Annotated in this window: 18 protein-coding genes; 9 read left to right on the forward strand and 9 right to left on the reverse strand. The window is 45.6% G+C overall.

Going from position 1 to position 22,003, the window contains the following annotated elements:
* Positions 1-51: 51 nt before the first annotated feature.
* Positions 52-1,584, reverse strand: a complete 1,533-nt coding sequence (locus H6G17_RS06260) for a carotenoid oxygenase family protein (RefSeq protein ID WP_192155243.1) — start codon at positions 1,582-1,584, stop codon at positions 52-54.
* Between the two features lie 360 nt (positions 1,585-1,944).
* Between H6G17_RS06260 and H6G17_RS06265 the strand changes: the two genes are divergently transcribed.
* Together H6G17_RS06265 and H6G17_RS06270 are read left to right on the forward strand one after the other, a co-directional pair.
* On the forward strand, positions 1,945-2,973 hold the full coding sequence (locus H6G17_RS06265) for a PhnD/SsuA/transferrin family substrate-binding protein (protein ID WP_192155245.1): 1,029 nt from the start codon (positions 1,945-1,947) through the stop codon (positions 2,971-2,973).
* A gap of 2 nt (positions 2,974-2,975) precedes the next feature.
* Positions 2,976-3,971: an alpha/beta fold hydrolase gene (locus tag H6G17_RS06270; protein WP_199316555.1), complete on the forward strand. Its 996-nt coding sequence runs from the start codon at positions 2,976-2,978 to the stop codon at positions 3,969-3,971.
* Between the two features lie 24 nt (positions 3,972-3,995).
* Here H6G17_RS06270 and H6G17_RS06275 read toward each other — a convergent pair whose 3' ends face one another.
* The 3 genes from H6G17_RS06275 to H6G17_RS06285 form a co-directional block, all read right to left on the reverse strand.
* On the reverse strand, positions 3,996-5,618 hold the full coding sequence (locus H6G17_RS06275; protein ID WP_192155247.1) for a hypothetical protein: 1,623 nt from the start codon (positions 5,616-5,618) through the stop codon (positions 3,996-3,998).
* A 179-nt stretch (positions 5,619-5,797) separates the two neighbouring features.
* Positions 5,798-6,817, reverse strand: a complete 1,020-nt coding sequence (locus H6G17_RS06280; protein WP_192155249.1) for a CHAD domain-containing protein — start codon at positions 6,815-6,817, stop codon at positions 5,798-5,800.
* A gap of 254 nt (positions 6,818-7,071) precedes the next feature.
* On the reverse strand, positions 7,072-7,341 hold the full coding sequence (locus tag H6G17_RS06285) for a hypothetical protein (RefSeq protein ID WP_015155503.1): 270 nt from the start codon (positions 7,339-7,341) through the stop codon (positions 7,072-7,074).
* A gap of 182 nt (positions 7,342-7,523) precedes the next feature.
* Here H6G17_RS06285 and H6G17_RS06290 point away from each other — a divergent pair, with 182 nt between their 5' ends.
* The 4 genes from H6G17_RS06290 to nadB all read left to right on the forward strand — a co-directional run bounded on the left by H6G17_RS06290 (position 7,524) and on the right by nadB (position 11,099).
* Positions 7,524-7,763 (forward strand): hypothetical protein, encoded by a 240-nt coding sequence (locus tag H6G17_RS06290; protein WP_192155251.1) that lies wholly within the window; start codon positions 7,524-7,526, stop codon positions 7,761-7,763.
* A gap of 91 nt (positions 7,764-7,854) precedes the next feature.
* Entirely contained in the window at positions 7,855-8,637 is a 783-nt protein-coding gene (locus tag H6G17_RS06295) for a DUF3120 domain-containing protein (RefSeq protein WP_192155253.1), read from the forward strand.
* A gap of 115 nt (positions 8,638-8,752) precedes the next feature.
* Positions 8,753-9,193, forward strand: a complete 441-nt coding sequence (gene psbU, locus H6G17_RS06300) for a photosystem II complex extrinsic protein PsbU (RefSeq protein ID WP_192155255.1) — start codon at positions 8,753-8,755, stop codon at positions 9,191-9,193.
* A 187-nt stretch (positions 9,194-9,380) separates the two neighbouring features.
* Positions 9,381-11,099 carry an L-aspartate oxidase gene (nadB, locus tag H6G17_RS06305; protein ID WP_242038268.1) on the forward strand — a complete coding sequence of 573 codons (1,719 nt, stop codon included), beginning with the start codon at positions 9,381-9,383 and terminating at the stop codon, positions 11,097-11,099.
* Positions 11,100-11,111: 12 nt separating this feature from the next.
* Here the strand turns inward: nadB and H6G17_RS06310 are convergent, their stop codons facing one another.
* The 4 genes from H6G17_RS06310 to btpA form a co-directional block, all read right to left on the reverse strand.
* The gene (locus H6G17_RS06310) at positions 11,112-11,345 is read right to left on the reverse strand and encodes a hypothetical protein (RefSeq protein ID WP_192155257.1); all 234 of its coding nucleotides are present in this window, start codon (positions 11,343-11,345) and stop codon (positions 11,112-11,114) included.
* A gap of 394 nt (positions 11,346-11,739) precedes the next feature.
* The gene (locus tag H6G17_RS06315; protein WP_192155259.1) at positions 11,740-13,881 is read right to left on the reverse strand and encodes a CHASE2 domain-containing protein; all 2,142 of its coding nucleotides are present in this window, start codon (positions 13,879-13,881) and stop codon (positions 11,740-11,742) included.
* An 87-nt stretch (positions 13,882-13,968) separates the two neighbouring features.
* Positions 13,969-14,955 carry a vitamin K epoxide reductase family protein gene (locus H6G17_RS06320; protein WP_192155261.1) on the reverse strand — a complete coding sequence of 329 codons (987 nt, stop codon included), beginning with the start codon at positions 14,953-14,955 and terminating at the stop codon, positions 13,969-13,971.
* A gap of 265 nt (positions 14,956-15,220) precedes the next feature.
* Positions 15,221-16,081: a photosystem I biogenesis protein BtpA gene (gene btpA / locus H6G17_RS06325; RefSeq protein WP_192155494.1), complete on the reverse strand. Its 861-nt coding sequence runs from the start codon at positions 16,079-16,081 to the stop codon at positions 15,221-15,223.
* A gap of 368 nt (positions 16,082-16,449) precedes the next feature.
* Between btpA and rimO the strand changes: the two genes are divergently transcribed.
* Entirely contained in the window at positions 16,450-17,769 is a 1,320-nt protein-coding gene (gene rimO / locus H6G17_RS06330) for a 30S ribosomal protein S12 methylthiotransferase RimO (RefSeq protein ID WP_192155263.1), read from the forward strand.
* Between the two features lie 70 nt (positions 17,770-17,839).
* Positions 17,840-19,291 carry a DEAD/DEAH box helicase gene (locus tag H6G17_RS06335; protein ID WP_192155265.1) on the forward strand — a complete coding sequence of 484 codons (1,452 nt, stop codon included), beginning with the start codon at positions 17,840-17,842 and terminating at the stop codon, positions 19,289-19,291.
* A gap of 105 nt (positions 19,292-19,396) precedes the next feature.
* Here H6G17_RS06335 and H6G17_RS06340 read toward each other — a convergent pair whose 3' ends face one another.
* On the reverse strand, positions 19,397-20,350 hold the full coding sequence (locus tag H6G17_RS06340) for an aldo/keto reductase (RefSeq protein WP_192155267.1): 954 nt from the start codon (positions 20,348-20,350) through the stop codon (positions 19,397-19,399).
* A gap of 131 nt (positions 20,351-20,481) precedes the next feature.
* Between H6G17_RS06340 and H6G17_RS06345 the strand changes: the two genes are divergently transcribed.
* Positions 20,482-21,939, forward strand: coding sequence for a BCD family MFS transporter (locus H6G17_RS06345; RefSeq protein ID WP_192155269.1), 1,458 nt, complete (start codon positions 20,482-20,484; stop codon positions 21,937-21,939).
* Positions 21,940-22,003: the final 64 nt, after the last annotated feature.

A 22,003-nucleotide genomic window follows, 5' to 3' on the forward strand; every position in this document is an offset into this window, starting at 1 on the left:
TTCAGATCTTTGCGCCTTTGCGTCTCTGCGTGACATTAAATCCAACAAAATTTACGCTTGTCGCCACGCCCCATGAAATCCCATCGGTACGACGCTAGGTAATTCCAATTTACAGACAGGTGGTGCATCTAAGCGATCGCTATCGAAAATCCAGACCTCACTGCGATCGCGATTTCCGTCATAGACTACCGTAACGATCCAACCAGCAGCGGGATTTTGCGGATCGGGGGCAAAAATTGGTTCCATTGGGTAGCAATTTTCGCCAAAATCTGCAACCGTCAGAGATTGAGTTTGCAAGTCAAATTTAGCGATCGCGCCAAACCTTTCTGTACCGATATCTAACCCCGGACGATGGACGGAGAGAAAAGTAGGAGAAGCAGCTTGCCCAATCAAATGAGGCAGTACAATCGGAAATTCACAATCACGATCTAGAATTTGCTCGATCGCCGTCACTTTACCCAAGTTTGGATTCAAATGAACTCGCGATAAACTACTGGGTGCAGGTGTATGAGTTTGTCCCGTTGCCACTTCCTTTAAATATTGATTGGTCTGAAAGTCTTCATACCGCACTAAATCCACGATAATCGTACCGCTAGGATCGACGTAACCGTTAGCGAAATGCCATTGATACCAAGGTTCGGTTTCGCCACGACTGACAAGGGTAAGGGTTTCGCGATCGAATATGAGAAACTGAGTACCGAGTTGAGGCTGCCATTCTAAAGCATCGCTGTAACAACTCAAGCCTAACAACACGGGTAACGCATTTACCCTAACTGGAGGCACGAAAAAGACTAAATACTGTCCTGCTAGGACGAAATCATGAACGATCGGCACGCCATCTAAGGTAAATGTAGCTTTTTGCAGAATTTTACCCGTGCGATCGCTTTTATAGAGATTCAAGTTAGCGTTAATTCCAGGGCTAATCCCAAAGTTGAAAATTTCTCCCGTGTGCGGATCGCACTTGTAATGGGCAGAGTAAGGTAAACCATTACTTAATCCAGATAAATTGTCCTCGCCTTTTGTCTCCAAAGTCTGCAAGTCTAAGGCGTGCGGTTTACCACCTTCCCACAACGCTAAGAGTTTATCCGGTAGAGGTAAAACAGAGGTATTTGCCACATTTTTTATTGGCTTCAACCATCGATTCCAGAACGCACCTGGGGCTGTCATCCCATAGTTACCATACACCAGGCGATTTGCGGCGGCTTCTTCTTGATAACCAGCAGTTTGCACGTAGCGGTATGAGGCAATGGCACGCCCCTCGCCCCCCTGAGAAAGGGGGGAATTAGATCCCCCCTCACCCCCCTTCAAAAGGGGGGAATTAGATCCCCCCTCGCCCCCCTTCAAAAGGGGGGAATTAGAATTAAAATAAACGGCGAGAATTGCCCCATCACCATCAAACCAATGCCCCATGCGCATTCCACCCCGTTCTAATCTGGCGGGACCGTTGCGATAGAGAGTTCCGCGTAAATTAGAGGGGATTTCCCCAGCTATGACAGGTAGGGGAGTGGGAGAAAATTCTGTTGCGGGTTGGGCGATCGCTTTCGCCCAAGCTTTCGTTGTGGAAGGTTTCGTAGTTGTCTGCATTAATGTTACAAATTGTCATTGGTCATTCGTCATTGGTCATTTGTGAAATTCCAATGACGCTAAAAATATACTCAGTCGCGTGTCTCAGAACTCAAACGAGAATGTCGTGTATTCCTATTTCTATAGTCGTAACAATCTAAGCGCGATCGCTCATCCTAAAGACAGTTATCAGTTGTCAGCGATTAGTGACTAGTGGCTAGTGGCTAGAAAAGAGTTCAGCCACCACCCACCAACCACTGGTTCCACTAGCCACTCACTCACCCCACGAGTTAAGGAACTGAGAGAGGCTAAGCTGAGTCTGTTTGTGGGGGAACTCAATTTAACAATCGGCTTTGTGTATTTTATTACATTTGCTCTGAGATGCCTTACTCTCCTGGCAGAACGATAATTCTATGGTCGCTGATTGGTTTTGCATCTACCACGGTCATTGCTGCTAGCATACTGAGTATCTGGCGCTGGGTACAACCTTGCGCCGTCGGGGAAAAAAGGTTTTGGACGAATTGCTATCGAGACTTGCAGGCACAACCGCTGAAAATTGGAGTGAGTGCTACAGCTCCAATTGAAGATTATCAGGCTTTAGCTACCCATTTACAGGAGCAATTGGGCGTTCGGGTAATCGTCGATCGCAATACGCCTTTTCCAGAAATTCGCGATCGCCTCGATCTCAAAGATTGGGATATTGCTTTTACTGGTTCTCCGGTACTTTCCATAGCAGCTGAGGATAATAACTATGTTGGCGTGGCTGTTATGTACCCCGATCGACCACTTTACGATCGAGCAGCTTTATTTGTTAAAGCTGATAGTAAGATTAAATCTATTGCCGATATCCAACCAAGCACGACAATTGCTTTAGGTAGTTCCGCATCAGCCCTAACTTTTCTCATCCCTATTTATGCTTTACATGGCAAAACACTTAAAATTGGTAGAGGCTATCACCCTAGAGAAGCGATAAATTTAGTTAAGACTGGAAAAATTGATATTGCTGCTGGTCAGTATACCGCAATTAAAGACGACCCAACATTGCGAGTTATTTATATGAGTAAGCCAATTCCTGGTGTGGGAGTTTATTTATCTCCTCGGCTTTTGAATTTCGATCGAGAATTAATCAAACTAGCCATGCTTAACGCTAATGCAGAAATTAAAGCTAAAGCTAAATATACTACGGGTGAAATTCCTGATTATGGCGAACTCAGAAAAATTATCGCTAGGGCTGAAGAAGTTGCTCTCTGCCTCAAATCGACACAAAATTATTTTAACTGGCAAGTCCCAGTTAACTTATTTTGTCAAGAGCGATCGCCGAGAGAATCGATGATTCGCGGACGAGTCGAAGAATACAAGTTTTCAAATCCAGGCAATATTGAAACTCGTCACAACTTTTCTAAATCATAAAAATGTCTGAATATTCCAATAATTTATTAGCGATCGCCCGTGAAGTTCAAGCTACAGAGAGCAAACTATCATTGATAGCAGAAACGACTGGTTCGCAATTTTTAATCCAGCCGAATAGTGAAAAAGTTTGTCTTTTCTTTCATGGATTTACGGCAGTTTCCGAACAATTTGCTATCATAAGTAAAGCATTTTATCAAGCCGGATATCACGTTCTCATTCCCTTACTACCAGGACATGGTATTGCAGGGGAATGGAATGGAGATAACCCGCCACCACTACCAGAAGATCCCCAAATTTATCAAGAATTTGGTCGTCATTGGTTAGAAATTGCTCGAACTGGAGGCAAAGAAATTATTATTGGTGGTTTGTCTGGTGGGAGTACTTTAGCTGCATGGTTAGCTTTAGAATATCCCGATCGAATAAATAAGACTTTAATATTTGCACCCTATTTAAGTGGCAGTAATAAAGTCGTCGATCTATTTGTCAGAATTTTTAATATCTATTTTGAATGGTGGCAAGACCCTCAAACAGCTAGTTTTGGTTATGATGGTTTTGCTATGCCAGCTTTACGAGTTTTTTTAGATATGGGAACGGAGGTATTAGAAAAAGCCCAAACTCAAAAGGCTGCACCAATGTTAATTGTATCGAGTGAAAGCGATCGCGCTGTGGGAAATCGAGAACACGAAAAGTTATTTAACACCGCAGTTCAGTTACAGCCTAAATCTTGGTATGTCTGTTTTGATGACGTGTGGGATATTCCTCATAACATGATGACTCAAGCAGAAGGAAACGAACATGTCGATCTGTTGATTTCTCTAACTTTAGCGTATGTTAATAGCGATGCTACCTGGGCAGAAATGGTAATATTGTGCGATCGCCTGAAACAAGATGATTTTTCAACTGCGATCGCACAACTAAATTTGCATGGACGAATTGCATCTGCAATGGCGACGATTATGGAAATTATTGATACTTCTATCGAAAAACTGAGAGACTAGGCTACATTCACGCTCGGACTCAATTCAATAGTTTGACTTCAGCAAATTTCCAAAAACACTCAAGTATCGATCGATCCAACTAATCGCCTGGAAATAATTTTCAAACGCTTTTGGCGGGTTAGAAATGAGAGTATCTTGCTCGATTAACTGCTGAAAATCAATTTCAACTTTACCTTGACGCAAGTTACCTCGATCGTCATAAAACTCCACGCCAGCTGTTTGCATAATTGCAATTAGCTCTTGCGCCATAATGCCATAACCAATGGTTGTGGGATGAATGCCGTCAAGGGAAAACAAACCACCTTGCTTGCGTCCTGTAGCATCAGAGAGCGAAAAGCGAGAGTCTGGCTTTGGGTCTAATTTTTGCAATTGTGACGGTAACTGATATTCACCACCAATTTCTTTCCACCAACTCGGTCTAGCTCTGGGAGATTCAATATAGCGCCTCTGTGCCAAGCGATCGAGTAATCCAGCTAGATCGAACAAATACCAATCTCGACCTTCTGTTCTTGCTTTTCGCACGGCATCAATAATACAGTCATTATACTGGTCGATCGCGCTGTCTATTGCTCTGACTTCTGGTGCAGTCAAGTTTGGATGTCGGTCTTGATTGAAACCTGCATCGCTGACCCAAGGCAATGTATAGTAAGGGAAATAGCGAGAATCTTTTCTAACCTTCGTATCTACTCCACGGGCAAACGGGGCGATCGTTACGTGAGGAACTGTAGCCCAAATAACGTGACGGGCGCGAATTTGCTTAACTTCCGCCACAACTTTATCTAACTCAGCTTTAAAATGAATCGGTCGCCAGATTGTATAGCGATCGTTAATCTCCATATCATCGTAGCCTTCATCGCTCCAAGCAATCTTGAAGGTGAGGAGACTCCCGAGAGCGTTATTGCTACCAATCATCATAATTAGCGTCTCGATGCCATCACCATCGCCATTTTCTGGCATTCCCTCCGCACCAAGAGCCGTTGCAGCTTGCAAAGGAGTTAATGTCTCACCTGTTTGACTCCGCACTGACGAGTTTAATACCCTCAGCGCCGCTCGTTCGTTATGGTAATCGACCAATTGACGAAAAACATCTTCTCTCGGAATCTTTCGACTCATTAATTCCTGACAGCTACTTGCATTACGAGATAGGATATTTCGTAAATCCCAACCATAAACTCCTAAATTGTGGTTAATCTCTTTTTGAGAGGGTAGTATAGCCCCTTCACCCCGTTCCCAATAATCTTCTAACTTGTCTAAATAGTTGCGTAAAAACAATAGCGTCGGGATAAAATTCCAAACATCAATGCGATCGCCTACTTTTTGTTCTAGTTCTCGTACCAACCGTTCTAAATTTAACGGCAACCCATCGCCAGGAGTATTGTAAGTCGGATAGCGGAACTCAGTCCAACCCATTTCCCGCGCAATTAAAGCTGGAAAAGAAATTTGAGTATTAAAAATTGCGCCACTTTGAAAGCCTTGAGTCAGAGAGTCACCAATTGTTACTAGACGATGCCGAGGCGTACCTTCCCTATTGACTTGTACGCCAACACCAAGAGTAGGATCTGTCTCCGGTTTGCGTGCTTCAGCTCGAATGATGACATCATCCGGTGTTTTCAAGTCACGCATATCATCTGTAACTAGTTTTGCCATGTCGTCTTTACCCAATCGTGGTAAAGATTATATCTGGCATTGGTCGTTGCGTGGTGCTTGGTGCGTGGTGACTGATAACTGACTTCTGTACAGGCGGGTTTTGACCAAAGATTTACTGTTTTAATTGTCAATCTATTTGCTAAACCCGCCCCTACGATAACTGATAACTGTTAACTCTGTTAACTCAGAACGGTATCGCATTCTGTACTTTGCCCGTTATTAACGTTTTCCCAGGTGGGCATCAAAATTGACAAGTGCAAGCCTTTGCGACTTTCCAAATTGAGATATCGCTGTTGTAGAGATTGCCATTGTTGCCAAGCTTGGTAGTTATGCTCTGCTAATAAACTAGCAAGAGTTGGCATGGTTTTTTCAATTTTTGTTTCCAAGGCTTCTGCTAAAAACTCAGACAGTACGGCACTATCTTGAAATTGTCCTAAAATACTCTGAATGGCTTTTAGATCTTCAAGGTAAGTTTCGTAAGAAGCTCCATAAAAGTTAGCAAAGACTTCCATTTGATAGCGAGCGCGTTTGGTTTCTTTACGCAGGCTGTGGAGCAGAGGGGCGTTATCGATTAGTTGTTGTTTAGCCTGTGCTGGTGTTTGTCCTGTTTGTACCACTACCTGTTCGTCTTGTAATTTAGTTCCTACTAACCAACTTGGGTGTAACAGTAGCCTACCAACCTCAGATAGAAGTAAATCTGGTAGAGTCGCCTGAATTGGCATCTGGGCGATTGGTTGCAGTTGGGGCTGAGATAGCCATTTTTCTAGAGCCTGCTTCAGTTCTTGATAGCGATCCCCTGTTAAAGTCTCATGAACTTTCGCAAAAGCCTTCCGCCGCCGCTTGTACAGGTAAACCAGCGCTGCATCCAATTGTTCTTGTTCGTCAGCAGGTAAAGCAGGTTTGTATTTGTTTTCTAAAGATTCTCGCAGTACGTCTAAATCTCGCAAACTACCCAGAATACGGGCAATTTTACCGATTTTTTTTTCTTGGACTAGTTTCGGTAAGTCGATGGCTGGAGCAAAACCCGCGATCGCACTACGCAAACGCCGCATTCCTACGCGCATCTGATGCAATGCTTCTGGATCGCTATCTGCGATTACGTCAGCTTCGTGTTTGAGAAATTTTTCAAAGTGCTTTTCAATTGCCAACACAGCGCGATCGCCTAAAGTATTCTTGCCGCTTAGTGTAGACGATGCCATACTTTATACCCCGCTCTATCTGCCTTACAGCCCTATCTTAATTTTTTAGTCTCTCATATTAACACGCAGCCGCGATCGCCTTTATTCCACCTCAGACAGAAAAAACAGCAAAAAGCCGCAAGCAATAAGTATTTTCACTTAAATCTTACGGCTTATCCAGGCTACTCGAAATCTATAATTTTGAAATTTTGAATCGATCTGAATCACTCCATGGCAATACGCCAATCGCTAAATCTTGGTTGCTAACTTTTCGATTAGGCGGCTAATTCTTGCAACTGTGCGCGCTCCGTGTTGTACTCTACGGCACTTAGCGGTAATTGTTCTGCCTGTGGAGCTGGTACTTGTTCCAAAACCTTGACTTCAATATTGACGGACACTAGATACGTACCAGGTTCCGCACCAATAGCTTCAGCAATCAATTTTGCTATCTCTGGACGCTTGGCAGTAATTGGATCGCGCAGGATACACCGATCCCAGTCATGCTTAGCAGTGGGGTTAAGGCTGAGAATATAGTGCTTGGTCATAGAGCAATTTTGAGTTCATCTTGCATCAAATCGAGCTACCATCAAGCCGTTTTTTGCTTCAGCTAACTCGACAACATCTATCACTATTATAGTACAAATGTACCAAATTATCTAAGAGACAATACAATTCAAAATCGGTCAATTCACGAGAAAACCCGCCCCTGCACTGGTACGGGCGGGTTTTGAACCAAGATTTCTTCTTCCCAGGCATGAATCCTTTGCTAAACCCGCCCCTACACTGGTACGGGCGGGTTTTGAACCAAGATTTCTTCTTCCCAGGCATGAATCCTTTGCTAAACCCGCCCCTACACTGGTACGGGCGGGTTTTGAGCCAAGATTTCTTCTTCCTAGGCATGAATCCTTTGCTAAACCCGCCCCTACAACTCCTGCTCTCTGACAACCGACAACTATTCAAACAATGATTATTGAGATAGTATATATATGCCCCAGGGGGGGATTTACATTGTGATATATTGAATAAGATTAAAATAAGTAACAAATTTTAATATTCAATTGATTAATTCTACTTTGCCTACCTACACCAGTCCCACACGTACGATTCGCTCAGTCTCAACTGAAACGAGCGATATCATCGTCCAGCCATCAAATTTAGAATCGTCAAACTTAGATCTAGTACAATCCATCTCAGCTCAAAAAGCCAAGCAGCAAGCATGGTGGGCATTTGGAGCGGCTGTATTTTTGGTATCTGTACCAGTTTTTATCGAAGCGCCACTGGTGCGATCGCTACCACTACTCAGTCTGGGAATAACCCTAATTTGGGTGTGGCTGAGTTTAGTATTGATGTCTCGTCCTTCTAGCCATTTATGGGGCGATATTCTCTTGGGGTTTAGCTGGAGTTGGTTAGCTGGCTCGATTTATTGGGGATGGTTGCGCTGGGAACCACTGCTACATCTTCCTATTGAGGCGATCGGGCTACCGTTTGCGATCGTCTGTTTGCGGCGTAATTGGGGCAAAGTCGGGAATTTTTTCTATCTAGGCTCTTTATTAGGTACAGTCGTCACCGACCTCTACTTTTACATCGCCGATCTAATCCCTTACTGGAGGCAAGTCGTACAGGTCGAACCAACGTTAGTCGCACCAATTCTTCGCAGTGCCTTGGCGCAAGTGTATACCCCTTGGGGGTTGAGTTGGGCAGCGGTCTTAGTGTTGGTGTTGCTAGCAGGGGGAGTCTTGTCCTTGCGCGCTCGACAGACTCACTGGTGGGCATTTAGTGGAGCAGTGTTGAGTACAATTTTAGTAGATAGCTTATTCTGGCTAGCTGCGGCACTGGCTTAAATTTTTGCAGATGACGATCGCCTTGTCTGATACTCAGGTAGTCAATAAGCTATATATTAGTTTCTGATACTAGCTGTGTGCTGATTTCAGTTGGATGCAAAGAGGTAGAGAAACTGTGAAAAAATTGATCCGTTTATTAACAATTTTGAGTGTATTGGTAGGTTGTCTGGGATGGCTGGGCATATCCCAACCCGCGATCGCTGCTAATCTCAGCGATTTTAGCCTGCGTACTGTACCAATTCTAGCTGTAGAGTCTCCGGCTCGATCGAGCAATCGAGCAGATGCGAAGCTGGCAACAGACTTTGGCAAGAAAATCGATTTAAATAACACAAACGTTGCTGCTTTTCGGAGATATCCAGGACTTTATCCTACTCTAGCTCGTAAAATCGTTCAAAACGCTCCCTATGAAAATGTAGAGGACGTAATGGAGATGCCAGGATTATCCGAGCGTCAAAAACAAACTCTAGAAGCTAATCTCGGTAACTTTACCGTTACTGATGTAGAAGCTGCCTACACAATGGGTGACGATCGCTATAACAACGGCATCTACAGATAAATTCTTTTTGAATTGACAATTTAGCCTCAGCCCACCCTATTTCTAGAGTGGGTTATTTTTTACTCAGTTATTGGTTATCAGTAAAGAGTGGTGCGTGCAATACTTCTAGGTTCTCTTTTACAAAAGCACCTATTACCAATTACCTATTACCAATTACCCATTACCAACAACTATCAACCAACAACCCTTGCTACAAAACCTCAACCATTTTGATGTCATAGTCGTAGGAGCCGGAGCCGCTGGACTCTACACGGCACTGTGTCTACCAAGCCACTTTCGCGTCGGTTTAATTGCCAAAGAAACGATAAATCTATCGGCAAGTGACTGGGCGCAGGGTGGAATTGCTGCGGCGATCGCGGCTGATGATTCTCCTCAGTTGCATGTAGAAGATACGCTGCAAGCGGGGGCTGGGTTGTGCGATCGCGCATCTGTAGAGTTTCTGGCTCACAAAGCACCGGAATCCATTCAATCTTTGGTAGACATGGGGGTTGCCTTTGACCGTCGCGATCGCGAATTAGCATTAACCATAGAGGCTGCTCACTCCCGTCGTCGCGTCCTCCACGCCGCCGATACGACTGGTCGCCAGGTCATTGCTACCCTGACAGCGCGGGTTCTCGAACGCCAGAATATTCAAGTTATTCCCCAAACCATAGTTTTAAGTCTGTGGCTTAACCCCCAAACTGGACACTGTGAAGGTATCAGTCTCTTTGATAGCAATCGCATTCTCTGGTTGCGCGCTCGTGCTGTCGTCCTAGCAACAGGTGGCGGAGGTCAAGTTTTTGCCCAGACAACCAACCCCAAGTTGAGTACGGGTGATGGCGTGGCGATCGCTTGGCGGGCTGGAGCCATGCTGCGAGACTTAGAATTCGTCCAGTTTCACCCGACTGCTCTGACCAAACCTGGAGCAGACCGATTCTTAATCAGCGAAGCGGTACGCGGTGAAGGAGCGCATTTAATGGATGATACGGGTAAGCGCTTTGCTTTTGATTATCACCCAGCAGGAGAGCTAGCACCCAGAGACGTTGTTAGTCGTGCCATATACAGCCATTTGCAGCGTACCTCAGCCGATCCTGCTACTGCCTGCGTCTGGTTAGATTTGCGATCGATCCCAGAGGCAAAAATTCGTCAGCGGTTTCCCAATATCGTTCAAGTGTGTCAGCACTGGGGCATTGATGTTTTTCAGGAGCCAATTCCAGTTGCTCCCGCCGCCCACTACTGGATGGGAGGAATTGCCGCAGATTTAACGAACCGCACTTCAATCCCTGGTTTGTATGCTGTCGGAGAAACAGCTAGTACGGGAGTCCACGGCGCGAATCGTTTAGCAAGTAATTCTTTGCTGGAGTGTGTCGTCTTTGGGGCGCAGATGGCTCTGTTGAAAGAGGAAGTAGAAGGGAAGAAGGATGAATACACCGGATCGGATTTTAGTCTTTACCCTTTGTCGTTTAGCCTGTCACAGAGTGATTGGCTGAGCCAGCAAACCAAAATTGAAGCTATCCGTTACGAACTGCCGCGTTTGATCTGGCAGAGTGCGGGTATCTGCCGCGAACAGCAAGGATTAGAGCGGGCGATCGCCCAGGTACAATTGTGGCAACAAGCATTTATTACCCTGCCCTTGAGTCAGTTTTTGCTCCAACTTCCGCCTGGACAACCAGCCCATATCAATGTTTCCGATCTTTCAGCCAATCTTCCCGCCAATTTGCTTGAGGTAGAGCAGTCTTTACGTCTGTGGAGCGAAACCCGCAATCTACTCGATATTGCTTACTTAATTCTCAAAAGTGCTGCCTTTCGTACCGAAAGCCGAGGCGGACATTACCGCTTAGATTATCCTCATACCGATCCTCACTGGCAAGCTCATACTCTCATCCAGTACGAACAGTGGTGGAAATCCGAACCGACCGCAACTTAACAACCAATTTGCTTATCTCGTACCAGATCCGATCGTTCTACTTGGACTACCGATTGAGCTTGGCGGTTGGTAGATCTGACTGATTTGTGCGATCGCCGGAGGAGTATCCGAGAAACTAGTTACAAAATTGACTAAGGTGTCAACACTGCCAGTAATCCAAAAAACAACCAACTGCAAGCCAAGTACGACTGTAACAATAGTATTCTTGAGGCTGTCGGACATGGCTGTTGCTGAACTACTACGCATTTAGATACCTCGTATTTTATCTGATTTCCTCAGTGGTATTACTAGTTTTTAATTTGGTTTATGTAATTTTTATACATTGATAAACAGAATGTAGAGACATCTCTTATAGTTACTACAATCACATCAGACAATTTACGGAACAGACATGATTTTATTCAGCCGCAAATTAAATTTCACTCTGTCTACAGATAGAAGAACTAGTCTCTCCAAAGAGAGAAGTAAAAATTGATGGTTCAAGTTAAGTTTTTAGAGCTAGAAAGCCCTTTCAGCTAAAGGTAACGTAGTTTTGCATCTATCTCGCAGCAGAGATAAATAAAATGCTAGTTCTGTGGCAATTGAAGCTAGTCCGTCTTTAGCAGGATTTACGTGTTGCGATCGTTAATACAAATTAGCTTTACAAATTAGTTTGACTAGAGATAGCAACTGCTATTTGATAGCAGTTTTTTCCTAGCTGCTTTGCTCGGTACATTGCAGTATCAGCCTGCTTAATCAGACTATCAATAGTATTGCAATGCAGGGGGTAAACGCCAATTCCCACACTAGCTGTAATTGAAAGAGCTTGTTCGTTAAGGACAAAAACCTCAGACAGAGTTGCCAAAATCTTATTTGCTACTTTTTCGGCAACGCTGACTTCTGGAATGGCAGGCAAGATAACGGTAAATTCGTCACCACCCAAACGAGAAACAATATCGCTGTGACGCAAACACCCCGATAGTCTTTGGGAAACAGCAACTAACAAGCGATCGCCCCAGTCATGTCCTAAAGTATCATTGACTTGTTTAAAGCCGTCTAGATCGATATATAATAGCCCTACCAACAACTGATGGCTTTGCGCCCAAGCAATTGACTGGTTCAAGTGTTCGAGGAATAGCTGTCGATTTGGTAAACCCGTCAGTGGGTCGTGTAAAGCCAGATGGCGGAGTCTTTGTTCGGAAAGCTGTAGTTCGGTATTATATTGGACTAAATCTGCTGTCTGCCGCTTCAGTTCCTCTTCTAACAACTTGCGTGCCGTGATATCTCGAATGACACCCACTAGATATAGATTGCCAGCCGCATCTCGATGGAGCGATCGCTTCGTAGAAATTAAATGAGTCGTCCCGCTGGCATCGCTAAATTCTTCTTCGTGTTCCATAGTCATGTTACTACGAAACACTAGATCGTCCTGCTGGCGAAAAACTTCTGCTTCTTGGGGAGAAAAAAAATTGGCTTCCGACTTATCAATTAACTCTGCTAACGGATAACCAATCAGGCGACAGTAAGCTTCATTCAATACGATCCAACGATACTTTTTATTCTTGACAAAAATCGGATCGGGAATCGTATCAATTATTCCCTGCAAAAAATCTTTAGAGCGCTTGAACTCCTCTTGTAACTGAGCGTTGCCAGCAGTCATTAGACCGGATACAGCAAATAGCGCTAGTAAAGGTGGAACAATAGGCAGCCACCAACCTTGAAGAAAAGCAAGATAAGTAATGCTAATTAAGCCTAAAGCCGCCAGCAGCACATAAATTGTGGAATAGACGATCTGCCAACGGCAACTGAGATTTGCTGCTACCACGATCCAAGCCACTATCCACATGCTTTCCCAAAAGTCCGACCAGACGTGGATTAAGGAGCGTTCTCCTAAAACTGCGCTGACAATTTGGCTAACAAAATTAGCATGTAGTTCTACCCCAGCAATCGGTTGAGCTGCTCCCCATAGGGGACTAGCGCTATCGGGAGTATAGAAAAAATCCTTTAAGCTAGGGGCAGTAGAACCAATAATGACAATGCGATCGCGAAATATTTCTGCTGGTACTCGGTCAGCCAGTACGTCACTCATCGACACTCGGAGAAAATGCGTGCTGGGGTGACGGAAGTTAGCGAGAATTTGATATCCACCAGCATCAGCACCGACATAACCGCCATCGTGAGGCTGAAAGCGGTGAAACACGGCTTGACCCAAATGCAACGCCTGAAAATTCTTCTCGATTAATGGGGACGCGATCGCTTCTGCTTGCAGGTACGTTAAAGCTAGCTTCAAATCGAAGCTTTCATGTAGTTTTGTAGGTGTAGACCAGTACAGCAACCCTCGCCTCACCCTACCATCAGCATCTAAGACAACATTATTAAAACCAACGCGATCCAGTCGCTCTAAAAGGGGAGATGGGGCAACACTAGAGCGATCGCCCAGTTGTTCTATACCGACTACATTGTCAGCGATCGTCAAAGCTTGCCGCAATTCCTGCTGACCTGGAGGTACGGGCAAGTCGCGATAGATATCTAAACCTATAGCGCGAGGCTTGCCAACACTCACTTTCTGCAACAATTCGGCAACTACCCTATCTGGTAAGGGCCACTGCCCGACTTGTTGTAAATCTGCCTCATCGATCGCCACAATTGCCATCCGTGCGTCTTGTGCTTCCCAAGGACGCAGGCGAAAAAAACAATCTAAAGCTGCCCACTCCAAAGGCTGTAGTAAGCCACTGAAGCGTAGCGACAAGCAAATAGCAGCGCTAAAAATTGTAATCCAAACTCGCTGTTTACGAGATAGCAAAGGAGGGTTAAGGAGTGAGGGGTGAGTGGCTAAATTCTGAGTTTTGTTCTAGTGACTAGTCACGAGTCACTAGTCACTAATAACTAACTACTGAAATGCATTCGGAAAGTTCTTGAAATTCGTCTGTCCTTTATAGCCAGAAATTTCTGCTAATTCCTTCAAAGACTTCACACCTGCATATTGTTTACCGTTAATCTCCCAAGTGGGAAAACTTTGAATCTTGGCTGCTTCGCATTCGGGTGCTAGCTTCTTGGCTTTAGGGGGAGCGCACTCAATATGGTTGATATAACTGTAAGCTTCTTTGCCAAATAGTTGCTTTTGTTCGTGACAGTGGGGACACCACCAAGCGATGTATTCTTTAGCTCCAATCTCTTTGAGATGTTTTGCCAGTGCGATTTCTGATTCTCCAGAAGTCGTTGTAATCTGCCAACCAACTCCTGGGATGGGATCTCCAGCAGGCTCTAGCTGGACTTGTTGTGCAGTAGTAGTATCATTTGGTTTTTCTACGTCCGCATAAACGGCAAGCGTACCAATTAGCGTGACCATTCCTACTATCAATGCTGTAAATAATATTTGCCCTACGTCTTCCCAGGAGCGACCTAATAGTGTCAGGGTTAGCATACTAACCGAGAAGAGCGCCGAGGCAATACAGTACAAGCAAAAGGCGTTGATTTTAGCAAATAACACGTACATTAAGTAGCCGCTAAAAACGGACATGGCGATCGCCCCTGCTAATAGCAGCAACCACGTCACATTCTCCAACTGAGAGCGGAGTGCTTTATTTTGATTTGGATTAACTGCTAGGGGAGTCAGGGCAAACACGACCATACTCGTATAAGCCAAACAACCGAATAAAGCCAAAGGTAAGCCAAATACAGTTGCCCAAGGACTTGAAAGGACATCCGCGCAGCTAGAACTCGCCTCAGCACCCGCGCTAGCGAGACATCCAGGCGTGCGTCCCATCAGCTTTTCTATAGTTAAGTATGCCGTGACCAGCGCCCCCACTCCGGCGATCGCAGCGATCGCGGGGCGAGACCAGCGATGAATCCAAGGTGTAGAACGTCGGCGCATCATAAACAAATGACAAATGATAATTAATAAATGACAACTAATTATTAGCTTTGTCAATCATAACGGAACCTTTTTACGACCCTTGGACAATATCACAACTCCGTTACATAGTAGGGAGCAGGGAGTAGGGAGCAGAGGGGCAGGTGGGCTTTGTGTGCAGGTGAGCTTCAGGTGCAACAACCAACAACCACCAATTACCCATTACCAATTACCCATTACCAAATCACCAATTCCGAATTCCGAATTCCGAATTCTCCCCACTCACCACTTATTCCCGACTCCCGACTCCCGACTCCCGACTCCCGACTCCCTTCAAACTATCTACTCTCGTAAGACTGCGACGTGCGGCTTCGACAAACTGGCTGACGCGAATCGGATCGACTGGCTGTTCCCGTCGTCCGTGACGTTTGAGAGAACTAGAAACAATCACTCCATCTGCGGCTGGCATTAAAGTAGAAATATTTTCCCAATCCGCACCGCTGCCAATAAAAACTGGCGTACCGTTGGCTGCTGCTGTCGCTAGTTCTAGGTCTGCTAAGTTGGGCGGGTTGCCCGTTGCCCAACCGGATAGAATAACTGCATCGGCAAGTCCTCGCTCGATCGTATCTTGTACAGCATTGGTTAAATTGGTAGAACTGAGAGGACGAGCGTGTTTTACTAATACGTCCGCAAAGATTTTGACATCGCTACCAAGTTCTCGCCGATAGCGTAAAAGGCTGTGGGCTTGTCCTTCAATAATGCCTTGATCTGTTGCCATCACGCCTGTTAGTACGTTGACGCGAATAAATTGTGCTTGCACGCAACTGGCGATCGCTAATCCACTATGAGCGTCGTTTCGCAATACGTTCAGTCCAATTGGTAAAGTTACCAGTTGTTTGAGCCGCTGTACGATCAGTGTCATGGCACTGACAACTGCTGGATCGACTCGCTCTTTAACGAAAGGTGCGTCAAAAAAGTTTTCGACAATAATTCCATCTACTCCACCAGAAGCTAAAGCTGTAGCTTCCTGTTCTGCCCTGTCAATGACACCAGCTAAACTTCCACCCCAGCGAGCCGAGGTAGGCAGGGGTAATAAATGTACGACTCCAATGATGGGGCGATCGGTTTTAAATGTCTGATTCAGATCCACGTCTTTACAATACTTCGGACGCACTTATTTAGAAGTAGGCTAAGACAAATCATAACTTCTTATAGTGCTGCATAGAGCGGTCATTGGTAATTGGTAGTTGGTAGTTGGCTAGTGGCTTGATTCTGATGCTTGCTCCCTACTCCCTACTCCCTACTCCCTACTCCCTCACAAAAATTTTTGTAAAATATTGTAAATTTTCATTCATTACGCTACTATATAGATTGCATAGGTTGAGCGATTGCATTGACCGCATCCGGTGAGCAGAGAGCCATAGGGGTGTAGCATCAAACGGGTAAGCCGTTTTGGAAGCGATCGCTACAATAGAACGACTGAAAAACCCTGTCTCTACTTACACTTAAATTGATTTCATGGGCAAAAAGCCAACAATTGCATTTTCTCATCTAGGCTGCGAGAAAAATCGAATAGATACGGAACACACGATCGGACTCCTCGTTCAAGCTGGATACGAGATCGATAACGACGAAGAACTAGCCGATTATGTTGTCGTCAATACTTGTAGCTTTATTCAAGCAGCGCGTCAAGAATCGGTTCGGACAATAGTTGAGCTAGCAGAAGCAAATAAGAAAATTGTCATTATGGGCTGCATGGCGCAGCACTTTCAGGAACAACTGCTAGAAGAGATCCCAGAAGCGGTAGCCGCGATCGGTACGGGAGACTATCACCAAATTGTAAACGTAATTGAGCGGGTAGAAAAGGGAGAAAAAGTAAAGCTTGTCTCGCCCGAACCAACATATATCGCTGACGAAACTACACCTCGCTATCGCACGACGACAGAAGGAGTTGCATACCTGCGGGTAGCGGAAGGATGCGATTACCGTTGCGCTTTTTGCATTATTCCTCACTTACGGGGAAATCAAAGATCGCGCTCGATCGAATCGATTGTGGCAGAAGCAAAGCAACTTGCCGCTCAAGGGGTACAGGAAATTATCTTGATTTCCCAAATTACCACTAATTATGGTGTAGACTTGTACGGCGAACCAAAGTTAGCAGAACTGTTAGTTGCTTTAGGTAAAGTCGATGTTCCTTGGATTCGGATGCATTATGCTTATCCAACAGGGTTGACACCGAAAGTCATCGAGGCAATTCGAGCCACGCCAAATGTCTTACCGTATTTAGACCTACCCTTACAACACTCCCATCCTGAAATTCTCCGTGCGATGAACCGCCCTTGGCAAGGTCAGGTCAATGACAGTATTATCGAACGGATTAAAACGGCAATCCCAGAGGCAGTTGTACGGACAACATTTATAGTAGGATTTCCTGGCGAGACAGACGCGCACTTCGAGCATCTGATGCAGTTTGTCGAACGCCACGAATTTGACCATGTGGGTGTGTTTACATTTTCTCCAGAAGAGGAAACTCCAGCTTACAGCCTGCCGAATCAAATTCCTCAAGAAATTATGGATGCAAGACGAGATGCATTAATGGCACTCCAGCAACCAATTTCTTGGCAGAGAAATCAGGCGCAAGAAGGCAAAGTTGTGGATGTTTTAATCGAGCAAGAAAATCCTGAAACTGGAGAATATATCGGACGTTCAGCTCGGTTTTCACCAGAAGTAGATGGTTTAGTCTACGTCAAAGGTGTAGCTAGGTTAGGTTCAATCGTGCCAGTCAAAATTACCGAGGCTGAGCCATACGATCTCAAGGGTGAGGTTGTGAGTAGCTAATAGCGCATAGCTATCGATCGATAACAATCGCTAACAAAAGTAGAAAAAACAGAGTAGTTTAGGAGCTTAAATGAATTTATCCTTTGAAAGCTTAGGTCTTTCAGAAAGCCGTATTCAACAATTAGAAAAAATTGGATTCACTACACCAACAAATATACAAGTACAGGCAATCCCCCAATTATTAGCAGGGCGTGATGTCGTTGGCAAATCTCAAACAGGTACGGGTAAAACAGCCGCATTTTCTTTACCGATTCTAGAGCAAATCGATCCGCAAAATAAGGCAATACAAGCGCTAATTCTCACTCCTACAAGGGAATTAGCCGTCCAAGTCTGCCAAGCAATGAAAAGCTTTGTAGATCGAAACGAAAGCCGCATTCTAGCTATCTACGGCGGGCAGTCAATTGAACGCCAAATTCAGCAGCTCAATCGCGGCGTGCAAATTGTGGTTGGTACGCCAGGGCGAGTGATTGACTTGCTCGATCGCGGCAATCTTAAGCTAGACAAAGTGAAATTTGTCGTACTTGACGAAGCCGATGAAATGCTGAGCATGGGTTTCATTGATGATGTGGAAAAAATTCTTGCTTCCGCACCAAAAGAGCGGCAAACAGCTTTGTTTTCGGCAACAATGCCAAGCGCAATTCAGATGTTAGTCGGGAAGTTTTTACACTCACCCGTCACAGTTACGGTAGACCAGCCAAAAGCTGCTCCTACTAAAATTAGTCAAGTCGCTTATCTCGTACCGCGTCATTGGACAAAAGCAAGAGCATTGCAGCCAATTTTAGAATTGGAAGACCCAGAATCTGCAATCATATTTGTCAAAACTCGCAAAACAGCAGCAGATCTCACCAGTCAACTGCAAGCATCGGGTTATAGCGCCGACGAATATCACGGCGATTTAACTCAACAAGCACGGGAGCGCCTGCTATCGCGGTTCCGCAACAAGCAAGTACGGTGGGTGATTGCAACAGACATCGCCGCACGCGGTTTAGACGTAGATCATTTGACTCACGTTATTAACTACGATTTACCTGACAGCGTAGAAACTTACGTTCATCGGATCGGACGCACGGGTAGAGCCGGAAAAGAAGGCACGGCAATTTCCCTCATTCAACCGTTCGATCGCCGCAAACAGCAGCAGATAGAACGTCACGTTCGCCAAAGCTTGAAAGTTACCTACGTCCCCACCAAAGCGCAAATCGAAGCGCGGCAAATTGAAAAACTGCAAGAACAACTGCGGGAAGTTCTCTCTGGGGAAAGATTAGCCTCCTTCTTGCCAATCGTGCGCGAACTGAGCGAAGAATACGACGCACACGCGATCGCCGCAGCTGCTTTACAAATGGCTTATGATAAAACCCGTCCAGCGTGGCTCGACTCCGCTGAAGACGACATAGCCGACGAAAAGCGCTCCACTCCCAAGCCTCGCTTAGCCAAACGCGATCGCAATGGAGAAAAAGAGTTTTCCAGCTCAGACAAGCGCTCAGTTGCTAAACCCAAACTGCGCAGTGGGCGATCGGAAAACTAGGGGCTAGGGTTTTTAAAGACGAGGGGGACAAGGAGGACAAGGGAGACAAGGAGGACAAGGGAGAAATTCAATTCCATTATCCAAAATTTCCCGACTCCCGACTCCCTAATAAAGCCAAGGACGAGTCACTTGCTCTAACTGAGTTATTTCTTCGTCCATCATTTGCCAGCCGAGAGCGCCAGCATTTTGCTGGACTTGGTTGGCATTTTTTGCACCCGCGATCGCCACTAGGTTACCTTGAGCAATTAACCAATTGAGGGCGACTTGAGCGGGGGTGCGTCCGTGGCGATCGCCAATTTTTTTCAAGATCGAAATCACTGGTTCGATTTTTTGCAAACCTTCTTTGCTAAAACGAGGATCGATCCGGCGTGCGCCTGTGGGCTTCTCGGCACTACTAACCGTGTATTTTCCAGTTAACAAGCCTTGTGCTAAAGGGCTGTAAGCCAAGATTGTTACGCCTAGCTGTCGTGCCGTGTCGAGAATGCCGTTCGTTTCAATTTGCCGCGTTAAAAGCGAGTAGCGGACTTGATTGCTAGCAAGCTTGACCCCACGAGCTGCCAAAATTTTGTATGCTTGCTGCATTTGTTCTGCCGAATAGTTGCTGACTCCGACTGCCTCGATTCTGCCCCGTTGCACTTCATCGGCAAGGGCATTCATTAGTGTTTCTTGACTTATGAAAAAGCTGAAAGGCCAGTGGACTTGGTAGAGGCTGACTTGCTCTAAACCCAGACGCTTGAGGCTTTCTGTCAGCGCATCAGAGACGGATTGAGCTGTAAACCGCCAAGGCGCGGGACCGAATTTCGTCGCAATCTGAATGGGGCGATCGCTTTGTTGGATGAATTGCCCCAAATACTTTTCCGATAACCCAAACCCGTAGACTTCTGCCGTGTCAAAGAATGTTGTACCTGCATCCATTGCGGCTTGAAAGGCTACCTGTAGCTGCTTGGCATCCTCCTCATCGCTGCCGTAGTTCCAAAATAGCTTGTCACCCCACGCCCACGTTCCAATGCATAAGGGACAAACAGCAGCGCCATCCTGACCTAATTTGAGAGTTTCCAATTTTATCGCACCTATTTACACTTCTTTACACTCTCTCAGTGTAGCGTTGCAGTCGCGATCGCAGTTCTGGCTAAGGTTTATCCTAAAGAAAGCAGGAAATGTATCGATAAATAGTTGTTTTTATAAAAAATATGGCAAAAAGTAGCTTGTCCGAACGAGAACAGTTACCTCCTAAAATTAATATCTTGACTATGTTCCGGTTAGGCTTATTTCAAATGGGACTCGGGATGATGTCCGTTCTCACCCTGGGAGTCCTAAACCGGATTGCAATTAAAGAACTGGCAATTCCGGCTACCCTAGCAGCAGGAACGATCGCCATGCATCAGTTTGTGGCTCCCTCGCGCCTGTGGTTCGGGCAAATGTCTGATGCCAAAAAGATGTGGAGCAATCACCGCACGGGTTACATTTGGATTGGTGCGGCATTATTTGCGATCGCTGCCTTTCTTGCAGTCCAAGTTATGTGGCAACTCGGCAGCAGTATATACAACCAAGGCTGGAGTTTCGTTACTTATGGTTGGATAGCGTTATTGGCAGGAATCTTTGCTTTGTACGGGTTGGCACTTAGTTCTAGTTCTACCCCATTTGCTGCTTTGCTCGTCGATGTTTCCGATGAAGACAACCGCTCTAAACTCGTAGGTGTTGTTTGGTCGATGCTTATGGTAGGAATTGTGATTGGGGCAATTATCAGCTCCAAACTTCTGCCAGCTACAACTAGTTGTCAAGAGTCAGCTATAGGAACAGTATCGCTTTACAGTCAACCCGCTCAACTTGCTACCCTACAAAGCTCGATTAACCGCTTATTTTTCATTTTGCCGGGAGTTGTCACTGGGTTAGCTCTACTATCAACCTTTGGTGTAGAAAAAAAGTATTCTCGCTACACTTCGCGATCGCTCGTAGCAGATAGAGAAGACCAAATTACCATATCTAGGGCGCTGAAAGTCCTAACTGCCAGCCGTCAAACGGGTTTATTCTTCACCTTTCTCCTCGCCATGACACTCAGCTTATTCATGCAAGAGGCAGTGATGGAACCCTACGGTGGAGAAGTCTTCGGGATGTGCGTTGCGGAAACTACGAGGCTGAATGCTTTTTGGGGTACGGGTACGTTACTAGGAATTGGTAGCACGGGCTTTTTAATCGTGCCACGGATTGGCAAGCAAAAAACGACTCAAATCGGTTGTATCCTAGTTGCCCTTAGTGTGGGACTCGTCATTGCAGCGGGTTTTACTGCTAATCGCCAAGTTTTGCAGGGAGCATTAGTTCTATTTGGCTTGGCTTCTGGTGTGACTACCACGGGTGCATTAAGTTTAATGCTAGACTTTACGGCAGCAGAAACAGCAGGGACATTTATTGGCGCGTGGGGGCTGGCGCAGGCGTTAGCGCGGGCAACGGCAACAGTTAGTGGAGGGGCAATATTAGACGTAGGCAAACAGCTATTTTCAGCCCCAGTGCTAGCTTACGGTTTAGTGTTTACCATTCAAGCGTTGTTAATGGTGCTAGCAATTTGGTTACTCAGTCGCGTAGATATAGTCGAATTTCGCAGCAACGCCAAAAAAGCGATCGCCTCAGTGTTTGAAAACGAATTGGATTGATAATTGGTAATGGGTAATGGGTAATTGGTAGTTGCTTCCTTGTCCCCCTTGTCCCCCTTGTCCC

The organism is Chroococcidiopsis sp. [FACHB-1243] (assembly GCF_014696895.1).
Lineage (GTDB): Bacteria > Cyanobacteriota > Cyanobacteriia > Cyanobacteriales > Chroococcidiopsidaceae > Chroococcidiopsis.